This window comes from Mariniflexile fucanivorans, from assembly GCF_004341235.1.
Lineage (GTDB): Bacteria > Bacteroidota > Bacteroidia > Flavobacteriales > Flavobacteriaceae > Mariniflexile > Mariniflexile fucanivorans.
The window spans coordinates 121,713-144,832 of sequence record NZ_SLUP01000006.1; the positions used below are offsets into that span (position 1 = coordinate 121,713).

18 protein-coding genes are annotated in these 23,120 nt (G+C 32.7%); 11 read left to right on the forward strand and 7 right to left on the reverse strand.

What is annotated here, in order from left to right:
* Positions 1 to 5 precede the first annotated feature (5 nt).
* Together EV196_RS12995 and EV196_RS13000 are read left to right on the forward strand one after the other, a co-directional pair.
* Entirely contained in the window at positions 6 to 1,346 is a 1,341-nt protein-coding gene (locus EV196_RS12995; RefSeq protein ID WP_132218206.1) for a DEAD/DEAH box helicase, read from the forward strand.
* Between the two features lie 5 nt (positions 1,347 to 1,351).
* Positions 1,352 to 2,665: a DEAD/DEAH box helicase gene (locus EV196_RS13000; protein WP_132218207.1), complete on the forward strand. Its 1,314-nt coding sequence runs from the start codon at positions 1,352 to 1,354 to the stop codon at positions 2,663 to 2,665.
* Between the two features lie 108 nt (positions 2,666 to 2,773).
* Here EV196_RS13000 and EV196_RS13005 read toward each other — a convergent pair whose 3' ends face one another.
* From EV196_RS13005 to EV196_RS13030, 6 genes are all read right to left on the reverse strand, one after another.
* Entirely contained in the window at positions 2,774 to 3,640 is an 867-nt protein-coding gene (locus EV196_RS13005; RefSeq protein WP_132218208.1) for an outer membrane beta-barrel protein, read from the reverse strand.
* A 312-nt stretch (positions 3,641 to 3,952) separates the two neighbouring features.
* The gene (locus EV196_RS13010) at positions 3,953 to 5,320 is read right to left on the reverse strand and encodes an NAD-dependent succinate-semialdehyde dehydrogenase (protein ID WP_132218209.1); all 1,368 of its coding nucleotides are present in this window, start codon (positions 5,318 to 5,320) and stop codon (positions 3,953 to 3,955) included.
* Positions 5,313 to 6,983, reverse strand: coding sequence for an acetolactate synthase large subunit (locus EV196_RS13015; RefSeq protein WP_132218210.1), 1,671 nt, complete (start codon positions 6,981 to 6,983; stop codon positions 5,313 to 5,315). Before EV196_RS13015 ends, EV196_RS13010 begins: the two co-directional genes overlap by 8 nt.
* Entirely contained in the window at positions 6,980 to 7,276 is a 297-nt protein-coding gene (locus tag EV196_RS13020) for a hypothetical protein (RefSeq protein WP_132218211.1), read from the reverse strand. The genes EV196_RS13015 and EV196_RS13020 overlap by 4 nt, the downstream gene beginning before the upstream one ends.
* Positions 7,277 to 7,288: 12 nt before the next feature.
* The gene (locus tag EV196_RS13025; RefSeq protein ID WP_132218212.1) at positions 7,289 to 7,441 is read right to left on the reverse strand and encodes a YqaE/Pmp3 family membrane protein; all 153 of its coding nucleotides are present in this window, start codon (positions 7,439 to 7,441) and stop codon (positions 7,289 to 7,291) included.
* A gap of 126 nt (positions 7,442 to 7,567) precedes the next feature.
* On the reverse strand, positions 7,568 to 8,491 hold the full coding sequence (locus EV196_RS13030; RefSeq protein ID WP_132218213.1) for a DUF302 domain-containing protein: 924 nt from the start codon (positions 8,489 to 8,491) through the stop codon (positions 7,568 to 7,570).
* Between the two features lie 266 nt (positions 8,492 to 8,757).
* Here EV196_RS13030 and EV196_RS13035 point away from each other — a divergent pair, with 266 nt between their 5' ends.
* The 3 genes from EV196_RS13035 (at position 8,758) to EV196_RS13050 (ending at position 13,195) form a co-directional block, all read left to right on the forward strand.
* Positions 8,758 to 9,957, forward strand: coding sequence for an acyl-CoA dehydrogenase family protein (locus EV196_RS13035; protein ID WP_132218214.1), 1,200 nt, complete (start codon positions 8,758 to 8,760; stop codon positions 9,955 to 9,957).
* 405 nt (positions 9,958 to 10,362) lie between these two features.
* Entirely contained in the window at positions 10,363 to 11,763 is a 1,401-nt protein-coding gene (locus EV196_RS13045) for a GAF domain-containing sensor histidine kinase (protein ID WP_243652238.1), read from the forward strand.
* Positions 11,764 to 12,244: 481 nt separating this feature from the next.
* Positions 12,245 to 13,195, forward strand: a complete 951-nt coding sequence (locus EV196_RS13050; protein WP_132218216.1) for a hypothetical protein — start codon at positions 12,245 to 12,247, stop codon at positions 13,193 to 13,195.
* Positions 13,196 to 13,279: 84 nt separating this feature from the next.
* Here EV196_RS13050 and EV196_RS13055 read toward each other — a convergent pair whose 3' ends face one another.
* Positions 13,280 to 13,939, reverse strand: a complete 660-nt coding sequence (locus tag EV196_RS13055) for an arylesterase (protein ID WP_317128021.1) — start codon at positions 13,937 to 13,939, stop codon at positions 13,280 to 13,282.
* A gap of 112 nt (positions 13,940 to 14,051) precedes the next feature.
* Between EV196_RS13055 and EV196_RS13060 the strand changes: the two genes are divergently transcribed.
* The 6 genes from EV196_RS13060 to EV196_RS13085 all read left to right on the forward strand — a co-directional run bounded on the left by EV196_RS13060 (position 14,052) and on the right by EV196_RS13085 (position 23,036).
* Positions 14,052 to 14,741: an ABC transporter ATP-binding protein gene (locus EV196_RS13060; RefSeq protein ID WP_132218218.1), complete on the forward strand. Its 690-nt coding sequence runs from the start codon at positions 14,052 to 14,054 to the stop codon at positions 14,739 to 14,741.
* A gap of 44 nt (positions 14,742 to 14,785) precedes the next feature.
* The gene (locus EV196_RS13065; RefSeq protein ID WP_132218378.1) at positions 14,786 to 17,281 is read left to right on the forward strand and encodes an ABC transporter permease; all 2,496 of its coding nucleotides are present in this window, start codon (positions 14,786 to 14,788) and stop codon (positions 17,279 to 17,281) included.
* Between the two features lie 182 nt (positions 17,282 to 17,463).
* Entirely contained in the window at positions 17,464 to 18,519 is a 1,056-nt protein-coding gene (locus tag EV196_RS13070) for a serine hydrolase domain-containing protein (RefSeq protein WP_132218219.1), read from the forward strand.
* Positions 18,520 to 18,849: 330 nt separating this feature from the next.
* Positions 18,850 to 21,162: a DUF4365 domain-containing protein gene (locus EV196_RS13075; RefSeq protein WP_132218220.1), complete on the forward strand. Its 2,313-nt coding sequence runs from the start codon at positions 18,850 to 18,852 to the stop codon at positions 21,160 to 21,162.
* Positions 21,152 to 21,703 carry a hypothetical protein gene (locus EV196_RS13080; RefSeq protein WP_132218221.1) on the forward strand — a complete coding sequence of 184 codons (552 nt, stop codon included), beginning with the start codon at positions 21,152 to 21,154 and terminating at the stop codon, positions 21,701 to 21,703. Before EV196_RS13075 ends, EV196_RS13080 begins: the two co-directional genes overlap by 11 nt.
* A 784-nt stretch (positions 21,704 to 22,487) precedes the next feature.
* Complete coding sequence (locus tag EV196_RS13085; protein ID WP_132218222.1) at positions 22,488 to 23,036, forward strand: hypothetical protein; 549 nt, start codon at positions 22,488 to 22,490, stop codon at positions 23,034 to 23,036.
* The last annotated feature ends 84 nt before the right edge of the window (positions 23,037 to 23,120 follow it).

Sequence of the window (23,120 nt, forward strand, 5' to 3'; positions counted from 1 at the left end):
ATGCTATGTTAAAACCGTTTTCAGATTTAGGTATCAATAACCCCTTGCAACAAAGTTTAAAGGCTTTACATATTACAGAACCTACTGCTATACAAGTAAAAACCATTCCTGTTGTACTAAATCAAAAAGAAGATGTGGTTGTTTTAGCAAAAACGGGAACTGGGAAAACAGCGGCTTTCGGTTTACCCTTATTACAATTAATCGATATTGAAAATAATGAGGTTCAAACACTAATTTTAGCACCCACTCGAGAATTAGGCCAACAGATTTATAACAATTTAGTGTCTTTTTCTACTAACACTCCAGAAATAACGATAGCCTCTATATGTGGTGGTACCTCAATAAAACCTCAAATAGCAGGTTTAAAAGACGCTACACATATTGTGGTGGCAACACCAGGGCGTTTGGTCGATTTAATAAAACGCGATGCCATAAGCCTCAAAAACTTAAAGTATTTGGTTTTAGATGAAGCCGATGAAATGGTGAGTGCTTTAAAAGAAGATTTGGATCTTATTATTAAAGACGTTCCAAAAACAAGAAGAACCTTATTATTTACAGCCACCATGCCAGGGGCTATCAAGCAATTGGTTCAAAATTACATGTCTAAAAAAGTCGTACAGATTGAAGCAGACATGGAAACGGTTGGCCACCAAGGCATAGACCACCAATATGTGGTAGTAGAACCGATTGAAAAACTTGAGGTTTTACTTCATTTTTTAAATTCGAAAGAAGGCGAACATGGTATTATATTTTGTAAAACAAAGGCGGCCGTTAATAAATTGGCTAAAAACTTAGCGATCAATAAGTTTTCATCGGGTGCGTTACATGGTAGCTTAACCCAAGGCATCCGCGACCGTATCATGGGACAATTTAGAGAAGGTTTTATCGATATTTTGGTGGCGACCGATTTAGCTGCCCGTGGAATTGATGTTAAAGATGTATCCTACGTTATTAATTACCACTTACCAGATACTTATGATGCTTATGTGCATAGAAGCGGACGTACCGCCAGAGCAGGAGCGAAGGGACTTTCTCTAACTATTTTACAACAAGAAGAGGTTGTAGATATTTCAGATTTTGAAAAAGAACTAGGCATTACATTTAAACCCTTTAAAAAAGCCGATGCCCAAAGCATTGAAGAAAATAATGGTTTATTGTGGGCTAAAAAAATATTTAAGACCAAACCGAATCGTGAGGTTTCTGAAGATTTTAAAGCAAAAATAAAAACTATTTTTCATCATTTAACGAAAGAAGAGTTGGTCGATAAAATCCTAGCCAATTACTTAGCGCAAACAGGTGCAGAAACCTTAAAACCAGAGATAACTAAAAAAGGGAAAAGACATTAAACATTATGGCAAATAGTATAAAAAATCAGCAAGATATTTTAGAAAAATTAAATATCGAAGCTTTAAACCCCATGCAATTGGAGGCTGTTTCCGTAATTGAAGCGAATACAAACACCATGATATTATCACCTACGGGCACCGGTAAAACATTGGCGTTTTCATTGCCATTATTAGATCTTTTAGATCCAGAATCTGACGAAGTTCAAGCCTTAATCTTAGTGCCTTCTCGCGAACTTGCAATTCAAATTGAACAAGTCATTCGTTCTATGGGTTCTGGCTATAAAGTGAATGCGGTTTATGGTGGACGCCCCATGTCCAAAGACAAAATAGAGATAAAACATAATCCTGCCATTTTAATAGGAACACCAGGTAGAATATTAGACCATTTTACGAGTGATCGTTTTTCAAAATCGAGTATAAAAACACTTGTTCTAGATGAGTTTGATAAATCGTTAGAAGATGGTTTCGAAGAAGAAATGAAGGCTATTATAGGTGAAATTCCTAATATAAATAAACGTATTTTAACTTCTGCAACAAAAGCAGTTACCGTTCCTGGTTTTGTTAGATTAGACACTCCATATACTATTAATTATTTAAGTGAAAAAACACCCTCGGAATTAACTATAAAAACAGTGGTGTCACCAGATAAAAACAAGTTAAAAACCTTGTTGGAATTATTAAAACACATTGGTAACGAACCGGGTATTGTTTTCTGCAATTTAAGAGATAGTATTGATGAAGTGAGTCGTTTTTTAGACCGAAATAAAGTGAATCATACCTGTTTTTCGGGAGGCATGGAACAAAAAGATAGAGAGCGTGCATTAATAAAATTTAGAAACGGAACCAGCCAAATATTAATTGCAACCGATTTGGCGGCGCGTGGTATTGATATTCCAGAAATGGCATACATTATTCACTACGAATTACCAAAGCATGAAGAAGAGTTTATACATAGAAATGGAAGAACAGCACGTGTAGAAGCCCAAGGAACGGCATATATATTGAAATGGGAGAAGGAATTATTACCTGAGTTTATAAAAAACAGCAATGGCATCAATATTTCGAAAAAAGCCCCAGTAACGCCACAAATATGGGAAACCTTATTTATTTCGGGTGGCAGAAAAGATAAAATATCCAAAGGCGATATTGCAGGCTTGTTTATTAAGGAAGGTGGTTTAGAAAAAGACCAATTGGGAACCATTGAACTCAAACCAGATTGTGCTTTTGTAGCGGTTCCATTAACTTTAGCCGATACTTTAGTAGATAAGTTAAATAATTCTCGTTTAAAGAAGAAAAAAGTACGGGTTACTATTTTATAAAAACTTTTTGAATTTTATTTAAGGGTGTTGAAGTGGTTGTAAATGATTACTTCAACACCCTCTTTAAGATATTTTTTAAATGAAAAACGCAAGCTCCCTAATTACGTATTATAAGTTATTTTTATCCGAGAATTTAAATTTATAAGTGATACCAAAATTAATCCCGAAAGAAGAATAGGGCACTTTTTGAGCTAATTTCTTTGATGTATCTGTATTACTGCTAGGTAAATCATCTACATAGGTTGTTTTCTTAGAATAACCTGCTGGTAAATTATCTATTGTGTATAAACCACTTACGGCCACTGTGCCATGAGGCAATATAATATTTGTGTTAAATTCTGAAATTTCGGAATCTTTACGTTTTAAACTAATGCCATAATATTCGCCTTCAACAAAAAGACTAAAGGTTTCATTTAAATCATATTTATAACCAAGCGCAGCCACAAAACCTAAAGGAAATTGACCGTGGTAGTCTTCTATATAATTAGTTTCGGTGTAAGATCCAAAGGGTAAGCTATTAGCATCAGCTTGTTCTTGTGTGAACGTAGTTTTATTGTAAACTACAGCTTCCGTTTTACCTCCAGCTTTAATTAAAGCACCAAAACGTCCGTAAATATTATTGTTAAACCGGTAGACCATTGAAGCGGATGCTCCAAAAGCACGGGCTCTTGCAATGGCTTCTATATCAGTATTAGGTACTGTTATTTTCGATACCGTTTGATCGGATCCATTTAAATAACCAAATGCTAAATCTGCACCAAATGATTTATTAAAGAAATAAGTACCTCGTATTTGAACATTGGCACCTTCACCATAACTACCATAAGAATTTTTAGTTCCATTTACATTAGTTTCTTCTCCAAGTTTCATCCCTGCGCTTCCTATAGCATAGCCTGTGCTAACAGAAACCTGAAATTGAGCATAAGACATCGTGCTTATTAAAATGACAGTACATAGTATTGATAAATGTTTCATAATAATTGATTTTAAAAATGACGACAAAACTAAACATCTTATAGCTATTAATTGAAAATAAATATGTTTTTTTAATGGCTACCATGCTTGCTTAATTTAGTTGGATGTAGTTGATTATTATATCTATAAATACACCATGATTATTCATAAAATGACTTTATAATCCACACTTTTAATAAATTTTTTATTTGTAGATTCGATATGTATAACTTGTTGTGTATGAATACATAGCAATTATATGTATTAAATTCATGTATCAATGATATTGCTTATTTATAGAACATGAAAAATAATTTACAGAACATTAAAACTTTAATCAATCCAAACGGATTTGGTATTTACAAATTCTTTGATTCCATATCCAGAAAGTTCTCTTCCATAACCACTTTCCTTCACCCCTCCAAATGGTAATCTCGGGTCGGATGCTACTAATTTGTTTACAAAGCAATTTCCAGCTTCTAATTGTAAGGCGAGTGCTTCGCCTTTCTCTTTATTTCGTGTTATAACTCCTGCACCTAAACCAAACTTAGAGTGGTTTGCCAATGCTACAGCCTCAGTGTCGTCTTTAGCCCGAATCACCGACGCTACGGGTCCGAATAATTCCTCATCAAAAGCTTCCATACCCGGTTTCAAATTTGCCAATATCGTAGCCGGATAATAAGCGCCTTTACCTTCTGGAATGGTACCTCCAAGAATTAATTTACCACCTTGTTCTATGGTTTTTTCAACTTGTTTGTGCAATTCATCCCGTAAATCTAAACGGGCTAGGGGGCCATATACCGTATCTTTATGAGTAGGATCGCCCATTTTGGCACATTTCATTTTTTCTGTAAAGAGTTTTAAAAAATCATCATAAATTGAATCCAGTACAATAAAACGTTTCGCAGCAATACAGGTTTGTCCATTGTTTTGTAATCTGCCTTGGGTCGCTAAATCGGTAGCAGCTTCTAAATCGGCATCCGCCATAATAATATAGGCATCACTTCCGCCTAATTCCAATACCGTTTTCTTTAAATGTTTACCAGCAATGGATGCAACCGATTTACCAGCAGGTGCGCTACCCGTAAGCGTTACCGCTACAATATGTTCATGTGCAATAATCGGCTCCATGGCATCGGAAGGAACATTTAAATTCATAAAAACCCCTTCAGGAAAACCTGCTTTTAATATGGCATCTTCGATGGCGAAAGCACAACCTTGTACATTGGAAGCATGTTTTAAAACTCCCGTATTACCTGCCATGAGGGCAGGCACCGCAAAACGAATGACTTGATAAAAAGGGAAATTCCATGGCATCACAGCCAACACAACCCCTAGAGGTTGATATGTGACGTAACTTTTAGAAGCTTCGGTGTCCACCAACACGTCTTTTAATAAATCTGCTCCATGATCAGCATAATACTTGCAAATCCATGCACATTTTTCGACTTCTTTTTTTGCTTGTTGCGTGGTTTTACCCATTTCCAAAGTTGCTAATTGGGCATAATCCTCTTTGTTGTTTTCAAACACCTCGGCTAGTTTATATAGAAGTTTAGCACGTTCAGTATAGGTGGTTGTCTTCCAATTTTTAAAAGCCATGTGTGCTTTTTCTATTTTTGAATTAGCGTCTTCTGTTGAAATACGATCGTATTCTGCAATGGTTTCTTCGGTTACCGGGTTTATGGACACTGCTTTATTCATGTTGATCTGCTTTTAATTTTTCTGAAAATTCTTTAATAAGAACATTTAATATATGGTGATTTAACGAATAATCGACCGCTAAATCTATAATTTGAATGCCTTTTGAATCTAAAGCTTTTTTAAATACGGCTTCAAAATCTTCAACGGAATTTGGTTTATAACCCGTAGCACCAAAGCTTTCGGCGTATTTTACAAAATCAGGATTGGTATATTCCAATCCATATTTAGGAAACCCATCCGCTTCTTGCTTCCATTCAATCATTCCATAGCCATGATCATTTAAAATGATAATAACGATATCTAAATTAAGTCGCGATGCCGTTTCCAGCTCTTGGGAATTCATCATAAAACCACCATCACCATTTATGGAAACCACTTTTCTATCTGGGTACAATTCTTTAACCATCATAGCAGAAGGCAATCCGGCACCCATAGTGGCGAGTGCATTATCCAGTATTAAACTGTTTTGTACATAAGCTTGATAATTTCTAGCAAACCATAACTTATACATCCCATTATCTAAGGTAAGGATGCCATCTTCAGGCAATATCGTTCTCACTAATTTCACCAAACGTTGCGGCAAAATAGGGAAGCGGTTGTCGTTTTCATACTTTGTTAAATGGCTGCAAACATTACGTTTTACATAAAGATAAAATGTATTGTCCCATGAATTAGCAACTGGTTGTAAGGCATTTGTTAAATGGTTTACACTTTCAGCAATATCACCAATAATATTTAAATGTGGAAAGTATAACTGATCAATTTCAGCCGCAAAATAATTAACATGAATAACCTTTTGGTTTCTTTCGGCATCCATGATAAAAGGCGGTTTCTCGATGGTATCATGCCCAATATTAATTATTAAATCTGCTTTATTTACAGCCTCATGAAGAAAATCATCATTAGAAAGAGCTGCAGTTCCTAAGTAAAGTTCATGGCGCTCATCAACAATTCCTTTACCCATTTGGGTATTAAAAAACGGAATACCAATGGTATTTACAAAATGGGTGAGTGCGGTACAAGATCGATTTCTATTGGCTCCAGCACCAATTAATAATAATGGCTTTGATGCCGATTTTATCATCTTTACTGCTTTTTGTATGGATGTTTTATCGGCAATGGGTATTCTATAATTTACCACATCAAAAATTCGGAAGTCATCAAGTGCTTCCTGAGCAATATCCTCGGGTAGTTCTATATGAACGGCTCCGGGCCGTTCTTCTTGAGATAATCTGAAAGCCTCCCGAATCATTGAAGGTATATGATTGGCATGCGTTACTTGTTTGGTGTATTTGGTTAAAGGTTGCATCATTTCAACCACATCTAGAATTTGAAATTTACCTTGCTTACTTTTTTTTATAGGTTTTTGCCCTGTAATCATAAACATTGGCATGGCGCCTAATTGAGCATAGGCAGCGGTAGTCATTAAATTGGTGGCACCTGGACCTAAAGTGGATAGGCATACTCCTGGCTTTCCTGTAAACCTGCCATAAGTTGCTGCCATAAACCCTGCACCTTGTTCATGCCTAGTTAATACAAATTTAATTTGATTTGATTTTCGAATGGATTCAAGAATATCTAAATTTTCTTCCCCTGGAAGTCCAAAAATATATTCTACACCTTCATTTTCTAAAGCTTTAACAAATACGTCGGATGCTTTCATTTACTTTCATCGGCATTATCAATATCCAATTCCAAATTTTCATTATGGGCGCTTCCTAAACTATGGTGACGATTTTCTTCATCAGAATGTCTGTCATTTGTTAAGGGACGCGCATTACTGGCGCCGGGAATATCTAAATTTTCCGCAGCAAAATCTGGCTCATTTTTACGTTTTTTTAAGAGTTCATCTTCGCCATTGTCTTGTCTTAAGTTTCCAGCTTTATCTCCTAAAGCTTGTTTATCTTCTTTCGTGATTTCTGGATTGAAAGGTAATTTGTTATTTTCTTTTTTCATAATATAAAATTTTTAACTGTTAACATAAAAAGCATGTATTACACCCGGCAACCAACCTAAAAGCGTAAGTAAAATGCTTACTAATAATGTGGTACCAATACCGTGCTTTAAAAATACTGCAACGGGCGGTAAAAGAATACTTAATATAATGGTAATTAATGACATAATTTTTAATTTTTAAAATGAACTCAAATTTAGTTAATGCATGGTGCAGTACTTAACTTGAAACTATAAATTTTTAATGCTTTTAATACAGATGATTAATAATGATTTCCTTTGAAAATAACATTTTTAATTTTCAGAAGCACCAGAAGCAGCTATATTTTGCAAGGCTTGGGAAATTTTTTCTAAAGTTTCATTATTATTTTTAATGCCATGTCGTTCGGCCATATAATAGGGATCGTTATAAATAATTTTCACCTCGCTGTTACTCTCTTGGTATACCAATATTTTTTGCGGCAAATCTAAAGCAGTGGTTCTAGATTCTTCCATTAAAGGCGTTCCCAGTGCTGGATTTCCAAATATAATAAGTTTGGCAGGCATCAATTCCATATTCACACTTTCTGCATTTGCTTGGTGGTTCAATTCTGCCATAACAGTAATGGGCTCTAAGGCATTTAGGGTATTTAAAATGTTGTTGTAAGTGGTATTAAAATCGTTGTTGCTTGAAACGGATATAATACCGGCAACCTGCGAAACCGTTGCAGTGTTTAAAAGAGCCTCTTTTCCTGTGGCAGCTTTTACCAAATTGGAAAGGGCATTTTTAATCATATCGGTGGTTGCGACATCGCCTATATCATGTCTATTAACTATATAATCTACAGAATTATAAGCTACTACGGTATCGCCATCCTCATCTGTATAAACGGTAATACGCTGCGGAAGATCTAATCCAGCTTTTATATTATTCTGCATAATAGGTGTTCCTAAATTTGGGTTTCCAAAGTAAACGGTTTTTGTAAAATCTAAATGAAGTCCAACATTTTGGGCATTTGCTGCATGGTCTACTTCTGCTACAATTCCAATATTGCTATTGGCTTCTAGTGTGGTAATAATAGTGTTGTATACAAATGATGCCGCTTTATTAGTTTCTGCATAGCCAATACCTTCAATTTGCGGCGTATTGTTATTTTGATTCTGGTACGTTTTATCATGGCAAGCATAAACTAAAAATAGTAAGCTAATTAATAAGGAGGTGCGTGTCATTTTTTTCATGTTTTTCAATTTTTCATTAGGTTACAATATAAAAAAGGTCATTTTATTTTTTTATCACAATCACATTTAATATTGCCCTTTATAGATAAAAAGCTGTTTACAGGTGAAATAAATATGATGTGTTTATTATATTAATTAGACAGAAAATTGTACATGCATTTATGATTGGGCATGAAATAAAGAAATGTGTTAGTTTTTTTATACCTTAGAAAAAGCTGAAAGTATCAGTAAATTTCATAAGGATTCATTAATCAAAGCTTCATAATATGTTACAAAATGTTTTAATAGAACGCGAAATATATGCTTCGGAAGAGCATAAAATGATGCAAGAAATGATTCAGGATTTTATCAAGAATGAAATAATGGATCACTTGGACGAATGGGAGAAAAACGGCATGGTTAGCAGAGATATTTGGGAACGTGCCGGAGCATTGGGATTACTGTGTATTGATATGCCCGTAGAATACGGTGGAAGCGGTTTAGATTTTAGTTTCAGTGCTCTATTTATTGAAGAATTGGGAAAAAAAGGCATTACCGGACCTGGTTTCTCGCTACATTCAGATATTATTGCGCCTTATCTCTTAAAGTATGGTACCGAAACCCAAAAACAGAAATATTTACCTGTTATGGCTAGCGGGAAAATGATAACCTCTCTTGGAATGACCGAACCCAACTGCGGTAGCGATCTTAAAGCTATTAAAACCACTGCGGTAAATAAAGGCGATCATTATTTGGTAAACGGACAAAAAACCTTTATTACCAATGGCTACATGAGCGATATGTCTATTGTTGCCGTAAAAACCAATCCGGGAACCGATAAAGAAGGCGTCTCTTTATTGATTATGGAAAGCACTTTTGATGGTTTTGAAAAAGGAATTCCGTTTAAAAAAATAGGGATGAAAGCCCAAGATACTTGTGAGTTGTTTTTTGACAATGTAAAAGTGCCAAAAGAAAATTTATTGGGCGAAGAAGGCTTAGGTTTTAAAATTATGATGACAGAGTTGGCTAGAGAGCGTCTAACCGTAGCGCTCAATGCCATTGGTGGTGCACAAGGTGCCATAGAGCAAACTATAGCATACACCTCTACAAGAACTGCTTTTAAAAAACCCATTGCAGGGTTTCAAAATACACAATTTAAATTGGCAGAATGTGCCACGCAACTACAAATACACCAAGCTTTTTTAGATCGCTGTACACTACTATTGGCAAAACACAAACTATCGGCAGAAAGCGCGTCTATGGCGAAGTATTCTGCAACCGATATGCACAACAAGGTGGTAGATGAATGTTTGCAGTTATTTGGCGGATATGGTTATATGTGGGATTACCCCATAGCCCGCATGTATGCAGATAATAGAGTAGCTAGAATTTACGCCGGAACCAATGAGATTATGAAATTACTAATTGCTCGTGGTCTATTTAAAGAATTATTTCAAGAAATGAAGGCCATTAAAAAGAAACCATGAGTCTTAATTTGGTAATATTAAGACTATTATTCTAATTCGATTGAAATTTGTAAATTGCGTTAAATCCATACAGAGAAGCATAATGAAAAACATATTATATTCCCCACTAATGCAATTGCCTATTGGTACTCCAAATCCAGATGATAATAGCCCAATTGATTTTACAAGCCCTTTTGATTTGATTGTATTTATTATTCTGCCAATACTTATGATTATTTTTTATATTATATGGAAGCGAAATAAGAATCGTGATAAAAATTAAGGCTTAAAAAACAACATAATGAATCGTGTAACTTTGCTTTGGTAAAAGTGAATTGACCTTGAAGTAAAAGTTACAGATTGATGTAAATCTTGCAAAACCATAGATTTATTTTTATAAGAAAATATTGATAAAAAATAATATATTTGCTAAACCTAAAAGTATATGAAGTAAAAACCAAATTAACCCCATCCATGCAAAAAGAAAACCTACATACAACCAACAAAATTTCAGAAGTTAATAAAAGTGATTATAATCAAAATACTTCGCAGTTAGAAAAAGATAAAATTATTGAAAGACATTTACGTTTTCAAGACCTTTTAATAAGTATTTCTACAAAATATATTAATTCCGATTTATCCGATATAGATAAGTTAATATGCGAATCTTTACAACAGATAGGTGAGTTTGTATTGTCAGACAGAAGTTATATTTTTTCTTACGATTTCACAAACAATACCTGTTCAAACACCTACGAATGGTGCGCAAAAGACATAGAGCCAGAAATAGATAATTTACAAAACCTACCATTAGATTATATTACACAGTGGTTAGACGCCCACAAAAAAGGAGACGCTTTTTATATAGAAGATGTTAGCCTTTTACCCAAAGATGGAGAATTTGGGTTGCGTGCCGTTTTAGAGCCTCAAGGCATAAAAAGTTTAATAACCATACCAAAAATTAAAAACAACGAACTCATTGGTTTTATTGGTTTCGACTCGGTTAAAAAGCTAAATACCTTTTCTAAAAATGAACAAGAAATTCTTTTTGTATATGCCAATATGCTTGTGAATGTTCTTCAGAAAAAGGAATATGAAGAACAGATAAAAGCCCAGGAAATTAAAAAAGAAGCGTTGTTAAAAAGTTTATCCATACAAAACGAAGAATTAAATGAATATGCACACGTTGTATCACATGATTTAAAAGCGCCACTCATTAATATTTACACATTAGTAGGCTGGTTTATGGACGATAATAAGGAGGCTTTAGATGAAAATGCGTTTAAACCTTTAAAACAAGTATTGTTTAATGTAGAAAAAATGGACTTTCTAATTAAAGGGATTTTAGATTATTCTACTATTGATAAATTAGATGAGGTAGACAAACTCGTGGATTTTAATTTAATTATAACAGAGGTATTACAAACCATTTTAATACCAAATCATATTAAAATCACGGTTCAAGAAAACTTACCTAGTTTATTTGGAAACACCTGGAGGTTTAAACAGGTTTTTCAAAACTTAATTCAAAATGCCATAAATTATTGCGATAAAGACAACGGATTAGTAGAAATAGGATGTGTTGAAAAAGATTCAAGCTACCAGTTTTTTGTAAAAGACAATGGTATTGGTATTAAAGCAGATTATTTCGAAAAAATATTTAAAGTCTTTACCAAGTTAGAAAGCACAGGATCTTCATCTGGCATTGGACTTTCTATAGTTAAAAAAATAATTAGTCATTATAAGGGCTCCATTTGGTTAGAAAGTGAACTAGACATGGGAACCACTTTTTATTTTAAACTTTCAAAGGATATGGGAACGAATTAATGCTCATGTAAATTTATTTCTAAAATAGCTGTATTTTTTAAAATTCCAGTAAAAACACATGTAAAGGAACAACGAGGAGGTAAGTATTTTAAAACAAAGCTTAAGAACACGCTTTACAAAGCCCCGTTAAAATACAATTCACATTTTGAACTTTATATCCATCAGGAATAGAAAAATCAATTTCAACTTGCAGGGGTAAACAAGTAAAACGATAAATAGAAATCAAATATAAACCTGTTAAAGCTAAATAGTTGTTAATGTTATTCAAAGCCAGATATTTTAAATAACATACACCGCACTAGTAACTAAAAGGGAAGGCATTTAATAACGTCTTCCCTTGTTTCTTTTAAGATTATAAGCTATGAAATACATTCGTATTGAAATAGGACGCAACACTTTAATTAATAAACATACACTAGATAATCCATAATTAATCATGTATCTTTAAGGTTCATTTTAAAGCAATAATTGCATTTCAACTATGAAGTATCTTTCCCTGTTTTCCTGCCTACTTATTCTACTGGTATTTAGTTGCAACGAGGTTAAACCTAAAAGCGAAAAAGAGGTACGAACGTTTGTAAAACAATGGAACAATGCCCATACACTAATAAAATCGACGTACTTAGATCGCTACTATTTTGATGTGGTGAACTATTACGAAAAAGACTTCACCAGAGACGAAGTACAGCAAGATAAGAATTTGCTGTTTCAACAATTTCCAGACTATACACAACGTATTTATAATAACCAATTAGATGTCACTAAAGTAGAGGGTAACTTTTTAGTAACCTTCATCAAACAAGTTACATACAGCGGCATAAAAGCCGATTACCCCTCGTATCTTTCCTTAACGATTAAAAATGGTAAATTCAAAATACTTAGAGAGGGCCTTTCTAAAAATGCAAAAAACCAAGAGGCACCTATTTTTCCAAGTACTCGCGAAAGTAATGTGACCCTCTCTAAAAATAGGCAACTATATGGTGATTTTAACGGCGACGGTTTATCAGACTATGCTAAAGTAATCGCTCCAGTAATACAATCCGTTATAGATACCAATACCAAAAACAGTGATACCATAACATGCCAAGGCGGATGCAACAGCGTCATCCTATTTAGTAATAAAGACCTAAAACCCATTACCATAAAAGGAGCCTACCAATCGCAATTAGAAAATCTTAAAGACCTTAATAGCGACGGTGCCGACGAGATAGGTTTTTGGGACATAAAAGCAACTACCAAAAGCCTTTATGTTTTTAATGCAACAAATGGCACGTTACTAACCGAGCCTATCGTAATTAATACAGCCGTACATAAAAACCTGAAACTTATTGACGTTTTTAAAAAAACAGGGGTCAATAAAATTACAGTAACTTCCAGTGAACAAGTTGATGGGAAATGGGTATTAAAAAGTAAGGTAATTGTGTTAAAATGAATGATAAACTATATGTACTATAATTTACCGCCTTATAAAACTTGAAAATATTTAAGAGTCGGAAAACAACTATTCGAATGTTTTTTATTGAAGCATAGGTTCCAAAACATCCCAAACATTTTTCGCCATTATTTGATGTCCTTCTTTGGTAGGATGAATGCCATCCGATTGATTTAAAGCAGAAACCCCGCCCACGTCCTCTAATAAAAAAGGAATTAATTGCACGTCATTTTTTTTAGCCAATTCAGGAAATATATTTTTAAACTCGGTGGTATAGGTTTGACCCATATTGGGTGGTAGTTGCATCCCTGCCAAAACAATTTTAGTGTCAGGATATTTTTTCTTAACAGCGTCTATGATGGCTTGTAAATTTTCCTTGGATTGTTTTAAGGGCACCCCTCTTAAACCATCATTGGCACCCAATTCTAAAATAAAAATAGAAGGCTTTTCATTTAACACCCAATCAATTCTATTTTTTCCACCCGAAGTCGTTTCACCACTTACACCAGAATTCACAATGCTATAATCTAATTCCAAAGAGTCAATTTTACGTTGAATAATACCTGGAAACGCATCGTTAACATCGTCTAAACCATATCCTGCCGTTAAACTATCACCAAAAAAGACGATTTTTTTTGAACTGCTTTTTTGAGTGGTCTCAATTTCAGCTTTAGGAGTACTTGTATCTGATTCCGTTGCTTTTTTAGAACCATCAGATTTACAAGAGAGTAGGAGTATCAGCATGCAAAAACACCAAAACTTTAAGAAAACCTTTTGAGTTCTCATGTTTATATTACGTATCAATTGTTTATTTTTCAACATCCGTTTATTATAGTAAAAATCTTAAATAAAAATAATGTCAAATATATTAAAGATTAATGATTTAGAGAAAACTTATACCAGTGGTTCTAAAAAATTAACAGTCATTAGTAATATCACTTTTGAAGTAGAAACCGGGAGTGTGTTCTCCATTGTGGGACCTTCTGGAAGTGGAAAAACCACTTTATTGGGTTTGTGTGCCGGTTTAGATTACCCAAGTTCAGGCACCATTGAATTATGCGGAACCCCTTTACAGGACTTAAATGAAGATGAACGTGCCGCCTTGCGAAACAAGGAAGTGGGCTTTATTTTTCAGAATTTTCAATTGTTACCCACCTTAACGGCTTTAGAAAACGTGATTGTTCCTTTAGAATTACAAGGTGAAAAAAAGGCAGCTCAATTCGGTATCGCGTTATTAGAAAAAGTGGGTTTAGGAGATCGTTTGCATCATTATCCCTCACAATTATCTGGAGGCGAACAACAGCGCGTGGCATTGGCGCGTGCCTTTTCTAATAAACCGTCTATTTTATTTGCAGATGAACCTACGGGGAATTTAGATGAAGAAACAGGCGAAAAGGTGATTCAGTTACTTTTTGATTTGAATAAAGAGGCTGGCACCACGTTAGTGATGATTACACACGATTTGGATTTGGCAAACAGAACACAACAAATTTTAAGATTAAAAGGCGGAAAGATTACTTCAAACGAAAAAACAAGTACTATTTAATGAGCAAAATCAATTCAAAAGCGAATTTTCAGTGGCTTTTAAAAATGGCTTGGAGAGATGGTAAGGCAAGCCTTTCTAGGTTACTGCTTTTTATGGCATCCATTATATTGGGTATTGCTGCGGTGGTTTCCATTCAATTGTTCAGTGATAACTTAAAGCAAAACATAAAACAACAATCGAAAGCCTTAATGGGTGCCGATTTTATTATTGATAGCAAAGAAGCACCCTCTAAAAAAGCACAAGCCATTATAGACTCCCTAGGGGCGGATGCCTCTGAAGTTAATTTCGTTTCCATGGCTGCTTTTCCTAAAAATAACGGTACTAAATTAGTAAAAGTCAGGGCTATTGAAGGCGATTTTCCTTTTTACGGAAACATAGCAACTACTCCTGAAAATGCTGGCGAAACCTATCAAAACTTGGGAGGTGCTTTGGTAGATGCTACCTTGCTTTTGCAATACGATATAAAACCTGGAGATTCTATTAAAATAGGCGAATTAACAATCCCCATTACAGGTGCATTAAAATCAATTCCTGGAAGTACGGCTATTTCATCTTCTGTAGCACCGCTCGTTTTAATTCCTTTTCGTTTTTTAGAAGAAACGGACTTATTGCAACTAGGGAGCAGAAAAGAATACCAATATTTTTTTAGAGCACCAGAAATGGATTTAGAAGGCTTGAGTAAAAGAATAAATCCGATTCTCGACGCTGAAAATGCTGATTTAGACACCCATACTAGCACTAGCCAACGTTTAGGAAGACGGTACGATAACGTGAGTCGCTTTTTAAACTTAGTTGCTTTTATTGCTCTTTTACTGGGTTGCATTGGTATTGCAAGTTCTGTACACATTTACATAAAAGAGAAATTACAAAGTGTTGCTATTTTAAAATGTTTGGGCGCCTCTAGAAAACAAACCTTTTTAATTTATTTACTCCAAATTATTAGTATTGGATTTGTAGGCGGATTGATAGGTTCAGCCATCGGAACGGCATTACAATATGCATTTCCTTATATATTACAAGACTTTTTACCATTTGATGTCGCCATTTCAATTTCTATTTGGCCTATAATTTTAGGTGTCTCTTTAGGGGTATTCATGTCGGTTTTGTTTGCTTTATTACCCTTGTTAGGCACTTGGTATGTATCTCCTTTAGAAGTTTTAAGAGGTTCAGGAGACCCATTACAAAAACCTAAAAAAGCACGAATGGCCGTGTTAATAGTCATTCTACTTTTTATCTATTTATTTTCTTATTGGATTTTGAAAGATGCCCTGCATGGATTGATTTTTACAGCGGGTATTTTTATCACCAGTGCTATTATGGCTGGTATATCTCAAGTATTTATCAAATGGATTAAAAAATACTTTCCGAGTTCTTGGGGCTATACCAAACGCCAAAGCTTATTAAATTTATTCCGCCCCAATAACCAAACCATGGTACTTGTTTTAGCGATTGGATTGGGAACTTTTTTAATAAGTACCTTGTATTTTACTAAGGATATTTTACTGGCAAAAACATCTATTGAAAATAAAAAAAGTGATGCAAATATCATTTTATTGGATGTACAAAGTGAACAGGAAAATGCGCTTTTAGAGACCTTTAAAAGTAAAGGATTGGACGTGATTGATAACATCCCCATCATAACCATGCGTGTGGAACGTATTCGTGGTAAATCGGCAAATACCATTAGCAACGACAGCACCGCTAGAAGGATGAAAGGGATTTTTAATAGAGAATTTAGAGTGACATATAGAGATGCTTTAGTAGAAACAGAAGAAATATTGGAAGGCAAATGGACAGGACAATTTGTAAAAGGAAACCCTATCTATATCTCAATTACAGATAATGTTGCCAAAGATGCGAATTTAAAAGTAGGGGATGCGGTCACATTTAATATTCAAGGGGTTGTGATGGAAACCGTGGTGGGCAGTATTCGAAAAGTAGATTGGAGCAGTATGAAAATAAATTTTAATATTTTATTTCCAACGGGTGTTTTAGAAAAAGCACCTCAATTTAATGTCATGTCCGCCTATGTGCCTAGTAAAGAAGGTTCTGCGGCGTTTCAAAGGGATTTGGTACAACAATATCCTAATATAACTATTTTAGATTTACGCCAAGTTTTTACCATTGTAGAAGATATTTTAGATAAGATTTCATGGATTATTAATTTTATGGCATTCTTTAGTATTTTAACTGGTTTTATTGTGCTTATAGGTTCGGTTAGAAATAGCAAGTACCAGCGAATTAAAGAAAGCGTCTTATTGCGAACTTTGGGTGCAAAAAGCAAACAAATTTTAGAAATTACAGCATTGGAATATGTGTATTTAGGCATCTTGGGAAGCTTAACAGGTATTTTATTATCTTTAATTGGAAGTCAATTATTAGCGACCTTTTTATTTAAAGAACCTTTTGTGCCATCAGCAATTCCTTTTCTGGTTTTTCTACCTGCTATTACGTTTTTGGTGGTACTTATTGGCCTTAGCAACATGAAATCCGTTTTAAAAAGTCCACCTTTGGAAGTGTTGCGGAAAGAGGTATCGTGATTATATGGTAGCTATCATTCATTAAATGACATATGGCTTTTGAATTAAAACCCATAAAACAAACAAAACCAATTCATCCTAAATATATTACAGTTCGGTAACCCACATTCTATTTTTATGGCATTCTGAACTATTTTTGTCCCATAAATTAAAGACATTAGAAATTTGTATCTTATAGAATTATGGAAAATACCAAACGAAAAACTACTAAAGCCAAACAAATTTTCAGAATAGTATTGTTTACTGGTACTTTTATTTCTTTGTGGTTTGTCCCTTGGATTTTAGTAAAAGCTTGGATACTACCATTACCGAAAACGGTTCAAGAGCAAGTCAATCAATCCTTAAGTTATGGTTTTGATGGTGTTATAGTCTATGTAGATGAAGCTGGGAAACCACCGGCGTTTTATGCCGCTGGCTACCATAACCGAGAACAAAAAATACCTGCCAATCCTAAGGCTTTATTCAAAATTGCGAGTATCAGTAAGTTGTATGATGCTGTTGCCATTACCAAATTGGTCCATGACAAACGCTTGTCATTAGATAAAACGCTTGCAGATTACTTTCCAGAACTAAAGGGACGAATTGAAAATGCAGAAAGCATCACCTTAAAAATGTTGGTGCAACATAGAAGTGGCCTCCCAAATTTTACCAATACACCCAATTTTTGGAACCATCCCACTAAAACAAATGAAGCTGCTCTAAACTTAATTCTTGATTTACCCGCAAATTTTAAACCAGATACAGACTACGAATATTGCAATACCAACTATTTACTACTTTCTATGCTCATTGAAAAAGTGAAAGGTAAAAGTAAGTTTCAGTACATAAAAGAGGTGATTTTAGAGCCGCTTGGTTTAAAAAACACTTATGGTTCGCTTGATGAGATAGATATGGGCTACTTAATGAGTGGGTATTATATAGGCGTAGAGGAAGATATTAAAACAACCGATTATGGCTCTATGATTGCTACCGCAGAAGATGTCGGTATTTTTTTAAGAGCCTTAAATGATGGATCATTACTTAATGAAAACGAAATGAAACTATATGCTTCAATCTATGAATTTAATCATGGTGGATTAATTCCAGGCTATCAAAGTATGGCAGAATACCATAAAGATATCGATGCCGTGGTTGTTCAATTTATGAATACAACCGATTTTGAAGGTTACCAATGGAACTTGTTGCAAATAACGCATTCCCGGGTTGTAAAAGTTTTACGAAAGCAAAAGCAGCATTAAGTGAAATACGTCTTTATAAAAAATTACAACACAAAAAATTTTGGTCAAAACTAAAATATAGAATAACGAAACGTAATTGTTTCCTCTCATAAAATAGCAATGATAACATTTGTACTATAATGTTCTGCGTTATGTAACTTGAGCTTTGGCTAAAAGCGAAAGTTGTTACTAAAGTTTCTTTAAAAAATATATTCTAAAATGTTTCTTCTGCAATGTTAATGTAACACTTTTTATGCGACGACGTAGGAGGGAAGCATAATGTGTGTGGAATGGTTTATAAATGTTCAAAACTTCTTTTTATCCAAAGAGTCTATTTGATTACATTTAGGTATGAAATATACCAATACAGAATTAGAAGAAAAAGCAAATAGTTTATTGAATAATGTTCTTTTGGAAGTGTTTGCTCAAAACAATAAAATAATTGGTAAACATCCCAGTAAATTAAGTCATGAGATTGGAATTGACTATTTCTATGAGATTAGAGACCGAACAACTGGAGAGTCACTCAATGTTGTATTTAATCAAAACAAAGGAACAGAAAAGATAAATATCATTAAAGGGAAATCTTACCCAGAAGCTGGAAATATTTCTTTTCAATTAAAATTAAGACATGCAAAATATTTTTTGAATGAACTTAACAAGCCTATATTTTTTACAGTTTGCGATTTAAAACTAATGAAAGTTTATTGGTATTGGATTCAATTAGATAATTCAATTAAAGAAAGAATAGAAGCACAATTAAAAACGAATAAGAGAACATTACAAATATTCATACCTATTACAAATGAACTTAATCTCAAGAACTTCGATAAGTTCTATATGGAATTGGAGAAAAGCGATAGGATTCAGACACATAAATTTTTAAAATCAAAACTTTCATCTGACGAGGAATATGATTTTAAAGATTTAGAAAATCCTGAAATTAATATTATAGATAAGATACTTAAAAGTATAAAGAAATTTGACGGACTTACAATTATACCAAAGCACGTTATAAGTAGAATGTATCCTTTTAAGGGAACAAAAAACAAAACATACTTTTATAATGAAACATTATACACAGACAATTCTGAATTTTACGATTTATTTGAAGCTTTAGAAAGAAAAAATAATACTATAACTGTTAAAAAAGAATTTAGAGATAATATTTCAATCTCAAACTTTGAAAATGAACTAAAAGAAATCATTGATTTTCTAAAGAGTAATCTAATTCAACATTTTAAATGGAATGGCAAAGGGTATAAAGACCGTATATGTATTCATGCTCTTTATGATTATAGTAACACTTGTGATTGTGAACGATGTAATTATAATAAATTGAACTTTAAATATGCTACTGATTTATTAAAAAACCGAAAGCAAAATGATACCTCAATTATTAAATTTAGACAAGCTTATACATATTACTTACTAGGAGATTTAAAAAATGCGTATTTATTATACAAGGAAGTTATCCACGAAACAAAAAACAAGGATAACTCAATATTAAATATACTATGTAAATACAATCTTATAAACTTAAAAAACTTAATAAAAAACCATTATTTCGAATCTGACAGACATCAAATTCTAATCGAATTAAAGAAAATTAATTTTGTTTATGACGAGATTCTAATTGAACATAATTATTACAAGCATGTATTTGATTGGATAAAAGAAAATCAATTCATAAATAATTCTATTTGGGAAATTGATAGACAATTTACCGAAATTCAAAATCACCATAGAAAAGATAAAAATGGAGGTTATTTCAGAGGACAACAAGCTAATAACCTAAAATTTGAGTTTTTAAGAGTTTCCTTTTTTATTGAGTATAATTTAATAATTTATGATGTATTCAATGAATTTCAAATCCTTGTACATAAGTCATTGGAATCAATGTTTGCATTATATAATATATATAATCCTGATTCTACTAAATATGATAAATTTGAATTTACATTCCTATATAATTGGTTGATGCATGGTGATAGCACAAAAGTTAATAGATTGCTTCTAAAGTATGATATTAATCAAATTGAATTGAACGATGAACTTCTAGTTTTTAATCGTTTTAATGACAATTTGGATAACTTGATTCTTTCCATTAAACGAATAAATGAGAATAAGGAAAATTATCTTTTTAGAGATAAAGTAAAAAATATCATTCAAAACTTCGCTTATATACTTTCTCGAATTAAAATGAGAAAGACCAAATTAAATTTACTTCTTAAAAAGTATATTTCATTAATTGTATTATTGAAAGATGATTATTTAGTTAGTTTAATAAAATTTGAAACTCTATTTCATTATAGAAGTGATATAAACCTAACTAATACAAAGAACATTTTAAAATTATTAAGTGAATATGAATTGTTTGACACACATTCATATAATAAAGGTTTTGATTATTATTTATCAATTCAAAACTTTGAAAAGAAGGACAATAGATTAGTAAATATTTTTTCAAAAATTGGAACAAGTTTAAACGAAGAAACTATAGAAAATGATTTTTTCTCAAATTTCTCAAAATATCAAAATGTATTAGAAGTTCCTGAATTAAAAGAGGAGATTATAAAGGTTGTTAAAAAAGCAGCAATAAAGAGGTTAGAAGATAATTTTGATTCTAAATATTATTATCGCCTTTCTATTTATGATATATGAAGATGAGAGAGAAGGTGATAAAGTTATTGAAGATGAACACATTGAAGTATTATTAGAATATGCAATGAGTATTTGTTTAGCACACCCAAATTTAAACAAGGGAGTTATACCAAAACAAGAAGAAGCAAACTTGATTTATGAACAGCTCTTAAAACTAAAAACCAACTTTGTTTTTTTAGAAATCTCTAAAAACATACCTGATAAAACTGAAGATGAGCCAGATAGTTGGATGCGTAATAGCGTAATGCTAGATACAATGAACGTCAGAGGAAATGGTTATCATCAACATATTGAAGAATTATACAAGGAGGTTTTTGGACCATTTGATGATTTTTTAGAACAATTTTATAGTTTCAATTCTATTGATATTTATAAAACTATTTTCAAATTGGATGATTTGATATTATCAAAAATAGGAACTCTTTTTGGTAGTGTTAAAAGTCATGATAGATTTATGAGGTGGAATGAAAAAATTGGTAAAGAAAATAAAATAGAATCTCGAAGTTTTCCTTGGCCTCATAAAATTTTTGTAAAACAATAAGGTGAAGTGAGCGTGTATATTTTAGGGGTTTAGCAATTATAGTTTCTTAAGAGTTATGGTTACACAAGGGATTTCAAAAAATTGTAAACGAGTTACAATGTTTCCTAAAATATAGCGAATTAGCCGTAAATTGTTTCCAAAAGTTTATGCAGCCTTGAATTTTTGTTTCTTTTGTTTCAAGACACTATTTTAAAGAATTGATTGAGTATCAATTTTTAAAATATCTAATAATGAAACATTAAAAAAAAAAAAGATTAATTGAAGTATTTGAGCAAGGGAAAATTTTATGCTCTTGTGGCAAGCTTACGAGAATCGTCTAAAATTTTTTATAACGTACATTTTGTCGAATACGCGAATTTTAAAACAGAGTAAAAAGGTTAGCTTTTAATTTGGCGCTGGCAAGCGATGGATAATTGTGTTTAAAAATAAATGCATTGAGCATTTAAATTTTTAAAAAGCAATCGAGCGCATTGGCATGCGGCTATTTTAAATAACGTCTAATTTGTTGGTCGTAAAATAGCTGTTACATAATTGCTATCGATATGAACCTAAAGGCATCATATCTGCAACTATGTAAAATAGAACAAAAAGAGTTCTATTCGCTATTTTACTTACGATAGTATTTGTTCTATAATTAATAATATGCAAATAATAAATCCTAGTAAAATCAATGGCTTAGAGCGAAAAAATTCATTTACACCTAAATCTGTTTTTTGATTAAGTAAATTCACACAAAAGTTAATCATTCCCTTATTTTGAACCATTTTGTTAATTCGAATTAGGAATGAAACAATTAAAAATCAGTATTAGTTTATCGGAGTATCAAGAAAAACACACTATTTATTTAGGGCAAGGGGAGTGGCTTAAACACAAAAGCAAAACCTTTCTAGAAGCATATCTACGAACCTATAAGAAAGTGCTTTTAGACAATGTCAAAATATTAAATTCATACAATTCTCAAATTTACACGTTGTACAGGGCTTTCTTTTTTGATTTGTCAGATATAGAGGTTGAAAGAGTGAGTAATATCTTTGCAGAATTTAATAAGCAATTTAATTGGATGTTTGACAATATTGGCGGTTGCCAAAATTCAATTATTTTCTCTAAAATCAATACCTGTATATTCATTTCGTTAGATATTTTATACATACTTCAATCACATGCTCAAACACACAAAAACTATTCTTTAAAAAATCAAGCCGAAGCTTATATTAAAATGCTTGAAAATTTTAATGAGAAATACGAAAGCGAAAAAAACAGTTTAGATGTTAATAGAAACTATGCTCAAAACAATATGAGTATTATTAAGGATGATTTTAGAAAGGCTATGTAGAATCTACAAATTTTAGTATAATTTTCTAACTTAAATAACGAATAACTAATAAGCATTTGATTACATTTGTTTATGTATTAATAT

Excerpts from the sequence above, each read along its gene's own strand:
- EV196_RS13060 (WP_132218218.1), top strand. The coding sequence starts at position 14,052 with ATGTCAAATATATTAAAGATTAATGATTTAGAGAAAACTTATACCAGT.
- EV196_RS13065 (WP_132218378.1), top strand. The coding sequence starts at position 14,786 with ATGGCTTGGAGAGATGGTAAGGCAAGCCTTTCTAGGTTACTGCTTTTT.
- EV196_RS13005 (WP_132218208.1), bottom strand. The coding sequence starts at position 3,640 with ATGAAACATTTATCAATACTATGTACTGTCATTTTAATAAGCACGATG.
- EV196_RS13025 (WP_132218212.1), bottom strand. The coding sequence starts at position 7,441 with ATGTCATTAATTACCATTATATTAAGTATTCTTTTACCGCCCGTTGCA.
- EV196_RS13035 (WP_132218214.1), top strand. The coding sequence starts at position 8,758 with ATGTTACAAAATGTTTTAATAGAACGCGAAATATATGCTTCGGAAGAG.
- EV196_RS13000 (WP_132218207.1), top strand. The coding sequence starts at position 1,352 with ATGGCAAATAGTATAAAAAATCAGCAAGATATTTTAGAAAAATTAAAT.
- EV196_RS13015 (WP_132218210.1), bottom strand. The coding sequence starts at position 6,983 with ATGAAAGCATCCGACGTATTTGTTAAAGCTTTAGAAAATGAAGGTGTA.
- EV196_RS13070 (WP_132218219.1), top strand. The coding sequence starts at position 17,464 with ATGGAAAATACCAAACGAAAAACTACTAAAGCCAAACAAATTTTCAGA.
- EV196_RS13020 (WP_132218211.1), bottom strand. The coding sequence starts at position 7,276 with ATGAAAAAAGAAAATAACAAATTACCTTTCAATCCAGAAATCACGAAA.
- EV196_RS13010 (WP_132218209.1), bottom strand. The coding sequence starts at position 5,320 with ATGAATAAAGCAGTGTCCATAAACCCGGTAACCGAAGAAACCATTGCA.
- EV196_RS13030 (WP_132218213.1), bottom strand. The coding sequence starts at position 8,491 with ATGAAAAAAATGACACGCACCTCCTTATTAATTAGCTTACTATTTTTA.
- EV196_RS13055 (WP_317128021.1), bottom strand. The coding sequence starts at position 13,939 with ATGCTGATACTCCTACTCTCTTGTAAATCTGATGGTTCTAAAAAAGCA.
- EV196_RS12995 (WP_132218206.1), top strand. The coding sequence starts at position 6 with ATGTTAAAACCGTTTTCAGATTTAGGTATCAATAACCCCTTGCAACAA.
- EV196_RS13050 (WP_132218216.1), top strand. The coding sequence starts at position 12,245 with ATGAAGTATCTTTCCCTGTTTTCCTGCCTACTTATTCTACTGGTATTT.
- EV196_RS13085 (WP_132218222.1), top strand. The coding sequence starts at position 22,488 with ATGAAACAATTAAAAATCAGTATTAGTTTATCGGAGTATCAAGAAAAA.
- EV196_RS13080 (WP_132218221.1), top strand. The coding sequence starts at position 21,152 with ATGATATATGAAGATGAGAGAGAAGGTGATAAAGTTATTGAAGATGAA.
- EV196_RS13075 (WP_132218220.1), top strand. The coding sequence starts at position 18,850 with ATGAAATATACCAATACAGAATTAGAAGAAAAAGCAAATAGTTTATTG.